This window comes from Pseudomonas sp. RL_105y_Pfl2_101, from assembly GCF_963970585.1.
Lineage (GTDB): Bacteria > Pseudomonadota > Gammaproteobacteria > Pseudomonadales > Pseudomonadaceae > Aquipseudomonas.
Window position 1 is genome coordinate 55,859 of record NZ_CAXAPG010000012.1, and the last position, 13,330, is coordinate 69,188.

At 58.9% G+C, this 13,330-nt stretch carries 10 protein-coding genes; 1 reads left to right on the forward strand and 9 read right to left on the reverse strand.

All coding sequences use genetic code 11. The features are described 5' to 3' along the window. Positions 1–273 precede the first annotated feature (273 nt). From sucD to sdhC, 9 genes are all read right to left on the reverse strand, one after another. Positions 274–1,158, reverse strand: coding sequence for a succinate--CoA ligase subunit alpha (gene sucD, locus AACY31_RS15385; protein ID WP_014339581.1), 885 nt, complete (start codon positions 1,156–1,158; stop codon positions 274–276). Further along, the gene (sucC, locus tag AACY31_RS15390; protein WP_003179235.1) at positions 1,158–2,324 is read right to left on the reverse strand and encodes an ADP-forming succinate--CoA ligase subunit beta; all 1,167 of its coding nucleotides are present in this window, start codon (positions 2,322–2,324) and stop codon (positions 1,158–1,160) included. Before sucC ends, sucD begins: the two co-directional genes overlap by 1 nt. A gap of 196 nt (positions 2,325–2,520) precedes the next feature. Further along, positions 2,521–3,957: a dihydrolipoyl dehydrogenase gene (gene lpdA / locus AACY31_RS15395; RefSeq protein ID WP_339480615.1), complete on the reverse strand. Its 1,437-nt coding sequence runs from the start codon at positions 3,955–3,957 to the stop codon at positions 2,521–2,523. A gap of 113 nt (positions 3,958–4,070) precedes the next feature. Then, positions 4,071–5,288, reverse strand: a complete 1,218-nt coding sequence (odhB, locus tag AACY31_RS15400; RefSeq protein ID WP_339491744.1) for a 2-oxoglutarate dehydrogenase complex dihydrolipoyllysine-residue succinyltransferase — start codon at positions 5,286–5,288, stop codon at positions 4,071–4,073. Positions 5,289–5,332: 44 nt separating this feature from the next. Beyond that, the gene (locus AACY31_RS15405) at positions 5,333–8,164 is read right to left on the reverse strand and encodes a 2-oxoglutarate dehydrogenase E1 component (protein WP_339480610.1); all 2,832 of its coding nucleotides are present in this window, start codon (positions 8,162–8,164) and stop codon (positions 5,333–5,335) included. Between the two features lie 262 nt (positions 8,165–8,426). Next, complete coding sequence (locus tag AACY31_RS15410; RefSeq protein WP_003204434.1) at positions 8,427–9,131, reverse strand: succinate dehydrogenase iron-sulfur subunit; 705 nt, start codon at positions 9,129–9,131, stop codon at positions 8,427–8,429. Between the two features lie 11 nt (positions 9,132–9,142). Beyond that, a complete protein-coding gene (gene sdhA, locus AACY31_RS15415) occupies positions 9,143–10,915 on the reverse strand; it encodes a succinate dehydrogenase flavoprotein subunit (protein WP_339480607.1) in 1,773 nt (590 codons plus the stop codon). Between the two features lie 3 nt (positions 10,916–10,918). Further along, entirely contained in the window at positions 10,919–11,287 is a 369-nt protein-coding gene (gene sdhD / locus AACY31_RS15420) for a succinate dehydrogenase, hydrophobic membrane anchor protein (protein ID WP_041024951.1), read from the reverse strand. Further along, entirely contained in the window at positions 11,281–11,655 is a 375-nt protein-coding gene (sdhC, locus tag AACY31_RS15425) for a succinate dehydrogenase, cytochrome b556 subunit (RefSeq protein ID WP_003179220.1), read from the reverse strand. The genes sdhD and sdhC overlap by 7 nt, the downstream gene beginning before the upstream one ends. A 365-nt stretch (positions 11,656–12,020) precedes the next feature. Here sdhC and gltA point away from each other — a divergent pair, with 365 nt between their 5' ends. After that, on the forward strand, positions 12,021–13,310 hold the full coding sequence (gene gltA, locus AACY31_RS15430) for a citrate synthase (protein WP_339480604.1): 1,290 nt from the start codon (positions 12,021–12,023) through the stop codon (positions 13,308–13,310). Positions 13,311–13,330 lie beyond the last annotated feature (20 nt).

Here is a 13,330-nt window from a genome sequence, read left to right on the forward strand (position 1 = left end):
GGGACCGACCCGTTTAGCGCGGCGCTTCCTTGTGGGCAGCGGTCGCAAAAATGGCTGCTAGCCTAACGAATTTAGCGAGAAAACGCACTGTAAAGGGGCTAACTATCCGATGCACGACGTTCGTGTGTCGCGTTTGCGTATCTATTTTCCTGCGAAGCCCCTGTGGCAAGTGGATTTATCTGTGGGACCAAGGCCTTGTTTCCACAGTGCCAGAAACGACAAAGGCCACCCGAAGGTGGCCTTTGTTGCTGGAACAAAAAAGTCAGCCGAAGCTTACTTCTTCATTTCCCAGCCAGTCAGCTCGGCCAGGGCCTTGCCGATGTCTGCCAGCGAACGCACGGTTTTCACACCTGCGTCTTGCAGTGCAGCGAACTTCTCGTCTGCAGTGCCTTTGCCGCCAGAGATGATTGCGCCAGCATGGCCCATGCGCTTGCCCGGAGGAGCAGTCACACCAGCGATGTAGGAAACAACCGGCTTGGTCACGTTGGCCTTGATGTAGGCAGCCGCTTCTTCTTCAGCCGAACCGCCGATCTCACCGATCATGACGATCGCTTCGGTCTTCGGGTCTTCCTGGAACAGCTTCAGGATGTCAATGAAGTTCGAGCCTGGGATCGGGTCACCGCCGATGCCGACGCAAGTCGACTGACCGAAACCGGCGTCAGTGGTCTGCTTGACAGCTTCGTAGGTCAGGGTGCCGGAACGGGAAACGATACCGACCTTGCCTGGCAAGTGAATGTGACCTGGCATGATGCCGATCTTGCATTCGCCTGGAGTGATCACGCCTGGGCAGTTAGGGCCGATCAGGGTGATACCCAGCTCGTCGCACTTGACCTTGGCTTCCAGCATGTCGATGGTCGGGATGCCTTCGGTGATGCAGACGATCAGCTTGATGCCGCCGAACGCCGCTTCAAGGATGGAGTCCTTGCAGAAAGGCGCTGGAACGTAGATCACGCTGGCGGTGGCGCCAGTGGCGGCTACAGCGTCTTTCACGGTGTTGAACACTGGCAGGCCCAGGTGCTCGGTGCCGCCTTTGCCTGGCGTTACGCCGCCAACCATCTTGGTGCCGTATTCCAGGGCTTGCTGGGTGTGGAAACTACCTTGCGAACCGGTAATACCCTGGCAGATAACCTTGGTGTCTTTATTGATCAGGACGCTCATTATTTGCCCTCCGCAGCTTTGACAACTTGTTGAGCAGCGTCGGTCAGGCTGGTTGCAGCGATGATGTTCAAACCGCTTTCTGCCAGTACTTTAGCGCCCAGCTCAGCGTTGTTGCCTTCAAGGCGAACAACAACCGGGATTTTCACGCCAACTTCTTTCACGGCGCCGATGATGCCTTCGGCAATCATGTCGCAGCGAACGATGCCGCCGAAGATGTTGACCAGTACTGCAGCGACATTGGTGTCGGACAGGATGATCTTGAACGCTTCGGTTACGCGTTCCTTGGTAGCACCACCGCCCACGTCGAGGAAGTTGGCTGGCTTGCCGCCATGCAGGTTGACGATGTCCATGGTACCCATGGCCAGGCCGGCACCGTTGACCATGCAGCCGATGTTACCTTCCAGGGCTACGTAGTTCAGTTCGAACTTGGCAGCGTGCGCTTCGCGCGGATCGTCTTGCGACGGATCGTGGAAAGTCTTCAGCTTTGGCTGACGGTACATGGCGTTGGCGTCGATGTTGATCTTGGCATCGAGGCAGTGCAGGTCGCCGTCGGCCTTGATCACCAGCGGGTTCACTTCCAGCAGCGCCAGGTCGTGGTCCTGGAACAGCTTGGCCAGACCTACGAAGATCTTGGCGAATTGAGTGACCTGCTTGCCTTCCAGGCCCAGCTGGAATGCCAGCTCGCGACCCTGGAATGGCTGTGCGCCAACCAGTGGATCGATAGTGGCCTTGAGGATTTTCTCAGGGGTATCGTGAGCGATTTTCTCGATGTCCACGCCACCTTCGGTGGAAGCCATGAACACGATGCGGCGGCTCGAACGGTCAACGACAGCGCCCAGGTACAGCTCTTTAGCGATATCAGTGCACGATTCAACCAGGATCTTGGTGACTGGCTGACCGTTGGCGTCAGTCTGGTAAGTCACCAGACGCTTGCCCAGCCACTGCTGTGCGAAGGCTTTGGCGTCTTCTTTGCTGCGAACCAGCTTGACGCCGCCCGCTTTACCGCGACCACCGGCGTGAACCTGGGCTTTGACAACCCATTCGCTGCCGCCGATTTTGTCGCAAGCTTCTGCTGCCGCTTCCGGGGTGTCTACCGCGTAACCGGTGGATACTGGCAGGCCGTACTCAGCGAACAGCTGCTTACCCTGATACTCGTGAAGATTCATGCTTATTACCGTCTTCGTTAGGTACTGCGCATTCGGTGCTGCACCGTTCTGGTGCCGCACCACCTGTGACTGCTGCTTGCGTAGCGTTCCAGTCAACCGGTTCGGCTACGCAAGGCTGCGTCCAGCGGATATTCCGCGGTGAGTCTTGCTCGCAAGGCTCACGACGGGCCATACCGCCGTGGTTTCTTATTATTTTTTAACGCTTCTTGCGGTTGGCCACGTGGATGGCGCCGCCATTTACGGCCAGGGCCGCTTCGTGCAAGGCTTCGGACAGGGTCGGATGGGAGAAGACCATCATGCCCAGATCTTCAGCGCTGGTGCCGAATTCCATGCCGATCGCGCCTTGCTGTACCAGCTCGGCAGCGCTTGGGCCAATGACGTGAACGCCCAATACGCGATCCGTCTTGGCATCGGCGATGACTTTCACGAAACCACCGGTATCGTTGGCTGCCATGGCACGGCCACTGGCGGCGAACGGGAAGGTGCCGACGTTAACTTCAACGCCTTCGGCTTTCAAGGCCTGCTCGGTCTTGCCAACCCATGCGATTTCCGGGTGGGTGTAGATAACCGATGGGATCAGGTCGTAGTTCATTTGGGCTTTGTGGCCCTTGATGCGCTCGACGACCATGATGCCTTCTTCGGATGCCTTGTGCGCCAGCATCATGCCGCGAACCACGTCACCGATGGCGAAGACGCCCGGTACTGCGGTTGCGCACTGGTCATCGACGGCAATGAAGCCGCGCTCGTCGATTTCCACGCCGCTGTCGGTAGCCAGCAGGTCAGTGGTCACAGGACGACGGCCGACCGCGACGATCAGTTTGTCAAAGGTGATGGTCTGTTCACCGTTGGTGTCGGTGTAGGTCACCACGACCTCTTCGCCGTTGACTTTCGAACCGGTGACGCGAGCGCCCAGTTTGATGTCCAGGCCCTGTTTGGTCAGGGTTTTCAGCGCTTCCTTGGACACCGCGGTGTCAGCAGCCATCAGGAAGGTATCGAGGGCTTCCAGTACGGTCACTTGCGCGCCCAGGCGCGACCATACCGAACCCAGCTCGAGGCCGATCACACCAGCGCCGATCACGCCCAGGCGTTTTGGCACGGTCTGGAACTCCAGGGCACCGGTGGAATCGACGATTACGTTCTGGTCGACCGGAGCCGGTGGAATGTCGATCGGACGCGAGCCCGGTGCCAGGATGACGTTCTCGGCTTCGATCACTTCAACCGAACCGTCTGGCTTGGTCACTTCGACTTTCTTGCCCATCAGCAGCTTGCCGTGGCCCTGGATCGAGGTCACGCCATTGGCTTTGAACAGGGTGGCAACGCCAGAGGTCAGGCCCTTGACGATGTTGGCCTTGCGGCCAACCATCGCTGGCACGTCCATGGTCACGCCAGCGTGGTTGATACCGTGGATCTTGAAGCCATCCTGCGCCTCATGGAACTTCCAGGAGCTGTCCAGCAGCGCCTTGGAAGGAATGCAACCGACGTTCAGGCAAGTACCGCCGAGGGCCAGTTTGCCCTCCTTGTCGGTGTATTTCTCGATGCAGGCAGTGGTAAGGCCCAGTTGCGCAGCCTTGATGGCCGCTACGTAGCCGCCAGGGCCCGCACCAATCACTACCACGTCGAATTTCTGAGTCATGAGTCATTCCTTTTCGAATCAAACCGGACGGTCACTTGTGATGACCGTCGAGGGACGAAACCGGTTGTTTCAGCAAGAAGCCGGTCACAACAGACCGGCCCTCGCAGCGAAAATCAGATATCCAGCAGCAGACGAGCCGGATCTTCAAGCAGGTTCTTGATGGTTACCAGGAACGTCACGGCTTCTTTACCGTCGATCAGGCGGTGATCGTAGGACAGCGCCAGGTACATCATCGGACGAATCACGACCTGACCGTTGATCGCCATCGGACGCTGCAGAATGTTGTGCATGCCCAGGATAGCCGCTTGCGGCGGGTTGACGATCGGGGTCGACATCATCGAACCGAATGTACCACCGTTGGTGATGGTGAACGTACCGCCGGTCATCTCTTCGATGGACAGCTTGCCGTCACGGGCCTTCTTGCCGAAGGTAGCGATGCCGCCTTCGATTTCGGCCAGGCTCATCAGTTCGGCGTTACGCAGTACCGGAACCACCAGGCCACGGTCGCTGGAAACAGCAACACCGATATCGGCGTAGCCGTGGTAAACGATGTCGGAACCGTCGATCGACGCGTTGACGGCCGGGAAGCGTTTCAGCGCTTCGGTGGCAGCCTTGACGAAGAACGACATGAAGCCCAGGCGTACGCCGTTATGGGACTTCTCGAACAGGTCCTTGTACTTCGAACGCAGGGCCATGACTTCGGTCATGTCGACTTCGTTGAAGGTGGTCAGCATTGCCATGTTCGACTGGGCTTCTACCAGACGCTTGGCCACGGTAGCGCGAACGCGGGTCATCGGAACGCGTTTTTCAACACGGTCACCGGCCGCGAACACCGGCGCGGCAGCGGCAGGTGTGGCAGGCTTGGCTGGCGCGGCGGCCGGAGCAGCTTTCTTGGCGGCAACGGCGGCAACCACATCTTCCTTGGTCACACGACCACCCTTGCCAGTGCCGGCAACGGAAGCGATGTTGATGCCGTTCTCTTCAGCCAGCTTGCGAGCAGCAGGCGCAGCAACTGGATCGTCTTCGCCAGCGGCGGCTGGTGCGGCGGCCTGGGCGGCAGCCGGTGCAGCAGCCGGAGCAGCGGCAGCAGCACTGCCTTCTTCGATCGAGCCCAGGACCTGGTTCGACAGAACGGTAGCGCCCTCTTCGGCAATGATTGCGCCCAGCACGCCGTCAGCTTCGGCCAATACTTCCAGCACGACCTTGTCGGTCTCGATGTCGACGATCAGGTCGTCACGCTTGACGGCCTCGCCTGGTTTCTTGTGCCAGGTGGCAACGGTGCCATCGGCAACCGATTCCGGGAATGACGGGGCTTTGATTTCGATAGCCATTATCTGTGGGTCCTTAAAATTCGGTTTCAGTCAGCGCGAAGGCGTTAAACAGTGAAGGCATCTTGCAGCAGTTTTTCCTGCTGCTCGGCGTGCATCGACGCATAACCACACGCAGGTGCAGCGGAAGCATCACGGCCGGCATATTCCAGGCCCAGGGCCTTGTTATGGTTGCCGATGCTGCGACGCAGGTGATGCTGGCTGCTGTACCAAGCGCCTTGGTTCATCGGTTCTTCCTGACACCACGCCACATGGGTGAGGTTGGTGTAAGGCGCGATGGCCTCCATCAGGTCTTCTTCCGGGAACGGGTAAAGCTGTTCGACACGCACGATGGCGATGTCTTCGCGGCCTTCGGCACGACGTTTTTCCAGCAGGTCGTAGTAGACCTTACCGCTGCACAAGACCAGGCGAGTCACCTTCGCCGCGTCCTGGGTATCGATCTCCGAAATAACGGTCTGGAAGGAGCCCTCGGCCAGATCCTCGAGCGTAGAGATCGCCAGTTTGTGACGCAGCAGCGACTTCGGTGTCAGCACGATCAGCGGCTTGCGCAGCGGACGGATGACCTGACGACGCAGCAGGTGGTAGATCTGCGCCGGAGTCGTCGGTACGCAGACCTGGACGTTGTGTTCGGCACACAGCTGCAGGTAACGCTCCAGACGTGCCGAAGAGTGCTCCGGCCCCTGCCCTTCATAACCGTGTGGCAACAGCATGGTCAGACCGCAGAGACGGCCCCACTTGTGCTCGCCGCTGGTGATGAACTGGTCGACAACCACCTGGGCACCGTTGGCGAAGTCGCCGAACTGGGCTTCCCAGATCACCAGCGCATTTGGCTCGGTGGTGGAGTAGCCATATTCGAACGCCAGGACGGCCTCTTCGGACAGCAGCGAATCGTACAGGTCGAAACGTGGCTGGCCTTTGTACAGGTGTTGCAGCGGGATGTGGGTGCTGGCGTCTTTCTGGTTGTGCAGCGCCGCGTGGCGGTGCGAGAAAGTACCGCGGCCTACGTCCTGGCCGGTGATGCGAATCGGGTGACCTTCGAACGCCAGGGTCGCGTACGCCATGGTTTCGGCGTAACCCCAGTTGATCGGCAGGCCGCCGGCTTGCATCTTCTGCCGGTCTTCGTAGATTTTCGCGACCTGGCGCTGAACCACGAAGCCTTCCGGAATTTCCAGCAGCTTGGCGGACAGTTCCTGCAGGGTCTTGAGGTCGAAACGAGTGTCGTGACGCGCGGTCCAGGCGTGGCCCAGGTATGGACGCCAGTCCACGAACAGCTCTTTGTTCGGCTCTTTGACCAGGCTTTTTACAACGTGCAGGCCGTTATCCAGGGCATTGCGATATTCATCGACTTTTTCCTGGACGCGCTCGGCATCCAGCACACCGCCCTGGGTCAGGCGCTCGGCATACAGCTCACGGGTGGTGCGCTGCTTGGCGATCTGCTGATACATCAGCGGCTGGGTGCCGCTTGGTTCGTCGGCCTCGTTGTGGCCGCGACGACGGTAGCAGACCAGGTCGATCACCACGTCGCGCTTGTACTGCATGCGGTAGTCGATGGCCAACTGGGTCACGAACAGCACGGCTTCCGGGTCATCGCCATTCACATGGAGAATCGGCGCCTGGATCATCTTCGCAACGTCGGTGCAGTACTCGGTGGAGCGCGAGTCTTCCGGGTTGCTGATGGTGAAGCCGACCTGGTTGTTGATAACCAGGTGGATGGTACCGCCGGTCTTGAAGCCGCGGGTCTGCGACATCTGGAAGGTTTCCATGACCACGCCTTGACCTGCGAACGCAGCGTCACCGTGGATGGAAATCGGCAGGACTTTTTCACCGGTTGGATCGTTGCGACGATCCTGACGGGCACGGACCGAACCCTCGACCACCGGGGAAACGATTTCCAGGTGGGATGGGTTGAAGGCCATGGCCAGGTGCACTTCGCCACCTGTGGTCATCACGTTGGACGAGAAGCCCTGGTGGTATTTCACGTCACCGGAACCCAGCTCGACCTTCTTCTTGCCTTCGAACTCGTCGAACAGCTCGCGCGGGTTCTTGCCAAAGGTGTTGACCAGCACGTTCAGGCGACCACGGTGGGCCATGCCGATGACAACTTCCTTGGTGCCGTAGGAGCCCGAACGCTGGATCAACTCGTCCAGCAGCGGGATCAGGCTTTCGCCACCTTCCAGGCCGAAACGCTTGGTGCCCGGGTATTTGGTGCCCAGGTACTTTTCCAAGCCTTCGGCGGCAGTGACGCGCTCGAGCAAGTGGCTCTTGATATCGACGGAGTACGTCGGACGACCACGAACGCTTTCCAGACGCTGCTGGAACCACTGGCGCTGCTCGGAATCGACGATGTGCGTAAATTCAGCGCCGATGGTGCGGCAATATGTCTGCTGCAACGCTTCGTGAATTTCGCGTAGGCTCGCTTCCTCTTTGCCGATGAACAGGTCGCCGGCACGGAAGGTCGTATCAAGATCGGCATTGGTCAAGCCGTAGTGAGTGATCGACAGGTCTGCAGGTGCAGGACGCTGCCACAGCCCCAGCGGGTCCAGCTGGGCTGCTTGGTGGCCACGCATCCGGTAGGCCTGGATCAGTCGCAGCACTTCAACTTGCTTCTTCTCGTGCTCGCTGCTCACGCTGCCGGCAGACACCGGTTGAGCGCGGCGCTGGTTCTTTGCCAGCAGCACGAAATGATCGCGAATCGTCGAGTGCGAAACATCAGTGGCAGAGTTACCGTCAGCCGGCAACTTCTGAAAGTAGGTGCGCCATTCTTCTGGCACAGCGTTAGGGTCGTGCAGGTAGAGCTCATAAAGCTCTTCCACATAGGCAGCGTTACCACCGGAAAGGTGGGCACTGTTCCACATGCGCTGCATCACGCTTTCTTGCATGCTTGGTCACCCTCGATTAGGGGAACACCACCGGCAAAAACACCGAGCAAACTTGCAGAAGTCCGAGTGCAGCGACTAAAACAAGCCACTTAGGATCACGCCGATAGTCCGGGTACCAGCCCGGATGCCCCTGCTTGTCTCATTTCTTCAAAATAAGAACTGCCGCTTTGTAAGCGGCTGTTCTGGTTATAGCCGAAACGCGGGTTGAAGCCCGCGCCCTGGCCTTTACGGGTACAACGGTCCTACGGGTACAGCAGCTGAATCACACGCCGCTTTGCAGCAGCATGTTACGAATGTGACCGATGGCCTTAGTCGGGTTCAGGCCTTTTGGACAAACGTTGACGCAGTTCATGATCCCGCGGCAGCGGAATACGCTGAACGGGTCATCCAGCGAAGCCAGGCGCTCGGACGTCTTGGTGTCACGGCTGTCTGCCAGGAAGCGATACGCTTGCAGCAGGGCGGCCGGGCCCAGGAATTTGTCCGGGTTCCACCAGAAGGATGGGCACGAGGTCGAGCAGCAAGCGCACAGGATGCACTCGTACAGACCGTCGAGCTTTTCACGCTCTTCAGGAGTCTGCAGACGTTCGATGGCCGGAGCCGGCGTGTCGTTCTGCAGGAATGGCTTCACCTTCTCGTATTGCTTGTAGAAGATGCTCATATCGACGACCAAGTCACGAATAACCGGCAAACCTGGCAGCGGACGAACGATCAGCTTGTTGCCCTTGACCACGGCAGACAGCGGCGTGATGCAGGCCAGGCCGTTCTTGCCGTTGATGTTCATGCCGTCGGAGCCGCAAACGCCCTCACGGCAAGAGCGACGATAGGAGAAACCCTCGTCCTGCTCTTTGATCAGGGCCAGCACGTCCAGCACCATCAGGTCTTTACCACCGGTATCGACCTGGAAGTCCTGCATGAACGGCGCAGCGTCCTGATCAGGGTTGTAGCGATAAACACTGACTTGCAACATAGCGGTCACCCTCAATAAGTCCGGACTTTTGGTTCGAAAGTCGGAACAGTCTTCGGCGAGAAGTTCACGGCACGCTTGGTGACGCGCTTGTCACCCGGGAAGTACAGGGTGTGGCACAGCCAGTTTTCGTCGTCACGGTCTTCGAAGTCTTCGCGGGCGTGGGCACCACGGGACTCTTTACGCACTTCTGCGGCGATGGCGGTGGCTTCGGCCACTTCCAACAGGTTCTGCAACTCCAGCGCTTCGATACGGGCAGTGTTGAACGCCTGCGACTTATCGTTGATCTTCACGTTGGCGATGCGAGCACGCAGGTCAGCAAGCTGAGCGATACCTTTCTGCATGTACTCGCCAGTACGGAATACACCGAAGTAGTTCTGCATGCAGTTTTGCAACTCGCGACGCAGGGTCGCCACGTCTTCACCTTCGGTACGCTCGTTCAGAGCGGACAGACGCGCCAGGGCGGCTTCGATGTTGGCGTCGGTGGCATCGTCATATTCGATACCGTCGGACAGCGCTTTTTCCAGGTGCAGGCCGGCAGCGCGACCAAAGACCACCAGGTCGAGCAGCGAGTTGCCGCCCAGGCGGTTGGCACCGTGAACCGATACGCAAGCCACTTCACCCACTGCGAACAGGCCAGGGATGATTTCATCCACGCCTTCGCCGTTCTGAGTGATCGCCTGGCCGTGAATGTTGGTGGCAACGCCGCCCATCATATAGTGGCAGGTTGGAACCACTGGAACCGGCGCGACGACCGGGTCGACGTGAGCGAAGGTCTTGGACAGCTCGCAAATGCCTGGCAGGCGGCTGTGAAGCACTTCCTCGCCCAGGTGGTCGAGCTTGAGCATCACGTGGTCGCCATCGGGGCCACAGCCGTTGCCGGCAATGATCTCTTTAACCATCGAACGAGCCACAACGTCACGACCGGCAAGGTCCTTGGCGTTCGGAGCATAACGCTCCATGAAACGCTCGCCGTGCTTGTTGATCAGGTAACCACCTTCACCACGGCAACCTTCGGTCACCAGTACACCGGCCCCGGCGATGCCGGTTGGGTGGAACTGCCACATTTCGATGTCTTGCACCGGCACGCCAGCACGCAGAGCCATGCCGACGCCGTCACCGGTGTTGATCAGGGCGTTGGTGGTGGATGCGTAGATACGGCCCGCACCGCCAGTCGCCAGCACGGTGGCCTTGGCGCGGATGTAGGTGGTTTCGCCGGTTTCGATGCAGATCGCGATCACGCCGACGAAGGCACCGTCCTGGTTCTTCACCAGGTCAACGGCGTAGTACTCGTTCAGGAACGTGGTACCGGCCTTCAGGTTGCCCTGGTACAGGGTGTGCAGCAGCGCGTGACCGGTACGGTCCGACGCCGCGCAAGTACGCGCAGCCTGGCCGCCCTTGCCGTAGTCCTTGGACTGGCCACCGAACGGACGCTGATAGATACGACCTTGCTCGGTACGCGAGAATGGCATACCCATGTGATCCAGCTCGAACACCGCGGCCGGGCCTTCCTGACACATGTATTCGATAGCGTCCTGGTCACCGATGTAGTCGGAACCCTTGACGGTATCGTACATGTGCCAGCGCCAGTCATCGTTCGGGTCGGCCGAAGCGATGGCGCAAGTGATGCCGCCCTGGGCGGAAACAGTGTGCGAGCGTGTCGGAAAAACCTTGGTGATCACGGCAGTCTTGTGACCGCCCTGCGCCAGTTGCAGCGCCGCGCGCATGCCGGCACCGCCACCACCAATAATGATGGCGTCGAAAGAAATCGTTGGAATGTTAGCCATGAATCAGATACCCCAGAGAATCTGCACACCCCAGACGAAGTAAGCGAACATCGCAACGCCGCATACTGCCTGGAAGAGGAAACGTACGGCAGTCGCCGACTTGCCAAATGCCATTGGCGTCAGGTAGTCGGTTGCGATGGTCCACATGCCGACCCAGGCGTGAGCGCCCAGTGCGACAAGTGCCAGCAGACTGAAGATACGCATCCAGTTGCTTGCGAACAGTTCATGCCATTGGGCATAGCCCAGGCCTGGGTTTGCTACAACATATCCGATCAGGAAAATGAAGTAAGCCGCGAGAACGACCGCAGACACACGCTGCGCCATCCAGTCATAGAGGCCCGAACGCGAAAGGTTCGTGACGTTGGTTACCATATCCAGACTCCTGCCAGAACGATCAACACCGCAGACACGGCGATAATGATTTTTGAGCCCAGCTTGCCGCCTTCCAGCGTCTCACCGATGCCCATGTCCATGATCAAGTGGCGCACACCGGCGACCAAGTGATACAGCAAGGCGGACAGGATGCCCCAAATCACTAGCTTGGCTAGCGGACTGGTCAGACACGCCTTCACCTGACCGAAGCCTTCTTCCGAATCGAGCGACTTGTCCAATGCATAAAGCATGATGGCCAGGCTGACGAAGAGGATGACACCGGAAATACGGTGAAGAATGGACGTGTAAGCAGTGACTGGGAGTTTGATGGTCCTTAGGTCTAGGTTTACAGGTCGTTGGCTTTTCACGGCTTTTTTTTCACACTGAAGAGCCCCTAACAATCAGGGCAAAGTTGTTGGGGCGCGCACTGGTCAGGTACTCACCACCCAGGGAGTGACGACCCCCAAGAAAGCAGGCCCAAAAGCCCCTGGCGGTCGGTGGCCGAGTATAGACAGTTAGGCTACTAATGACAACGCGTTCACCTTCCCCTAATAGCGCATTGCACATATGAAGCAAAAGGCGTAAACGGCAGGTAATTTCGCGGAAAAAGTCCGGTTAAAGCCTTCTGGAGCAAGACTTTAGGCAAATTGACATTCGGATTTATCTCACTATAGTGGTGCGGGCCCTGCGTGGGGGGTCTGTCTGATGATTCCAAGCATTAATAGGAGGCCACATGGCTGACAAAAAAGCGCAGTTGATCATCGAGGGCGCAGCCCCCGTCGAGCTGCCCATTTTAACCGGCACCGTTGGTCCCGATGTAATCGACGTACGGGGCCTGACGGCCACGGGCCGTTTCACCTTCGACCCGGGTTTCATGTCGACCGCCTCATGCGAGTCGAAAATCACCTATATCGACGGCGACAACGGCATCCTGCTGCACCGCGGCTACCCGATCGAGCAACTGGCCGAAAAATCGGACTACCTGGAAACCTGCTACCTGCTGCTCAATGGCGAGCTGCCGACCACAGAGCAAAAGGCCCAGTTCGTCAGCACCGTGAAGAACCACACCATGGTTCACGAGCAGTTGAAGACTTTCTTCAACGGCTTCCGTCGCGATGCCCACCCGATGGCTGTCATGTGCGGCGTTGTCGGCGCCCTATCGGCCTTCTACCACGACTCCCTGGACATCAATAACCCCCAGCATCGCGAAATCTCCGCGATTCGCCTGGTGGCGAAGATGCCAACCCTGGCAGCCATGGTCTACAAGTACTCCATGGGTCAGCCCATGATGTACCCGCGCAACGACCTGACCTATGCAGAGAACTTCCTGCATATGATGTTCAACACCCCGTGCGAGATCAAACCGATCAGCCCGGTGCTCGCCAAGGCCATGGACCGGATCTTCATCCTCCATGCCGACCACGAGCAGAACGCCTCCACGTCTACCGTGCGCCTGGCCGGCTCCTCGGGTGCCAACCCGTTCGCTTGTATCGCTGCCGGTATCGCCGCACTCTGGGGCCCTGCCCACGGCGGCGCGAACGAAGCGGTACTGACCATGCTCGATGAAATCGGCGATGTCTCGAACATCGACAAGTTCATCGCCAAGGCCAAGGACAAGAACGATCCATTCAAGCTGATGGGCTTCGGTCACCGGGTCTACAAGAACCGCGACCCGCGCGCCACCGTCATGAAGCAGACCTGCGACGAAGTACTCAAGGAACTGGGGATCAAGAACGATCCGCAACTCGAACTGGCCATGCGCCTGGAAGAGATCGCCCTCACCGACCCGTACTTCATCGAGCGCTCGCTGTACCCGAACGTCGACTTCTACTCGGGGATCATCCTCAAGGCGATCGGCATTCCAACCAGCATGTTCACCGTGATCTTCGCCCTGGCGCGGACCGTGGGCTGGATCTCCCACTGGAAGGAAATGCTCTCCAGCCCGTACAAGATCGGCCGCCCGCGCCAGTTGTACACCGGCTACGAGTCGCGTGACATCACCCAGCTGGAAGACCGCAAGTAAGCCCTGCCCTTGCGATAGGT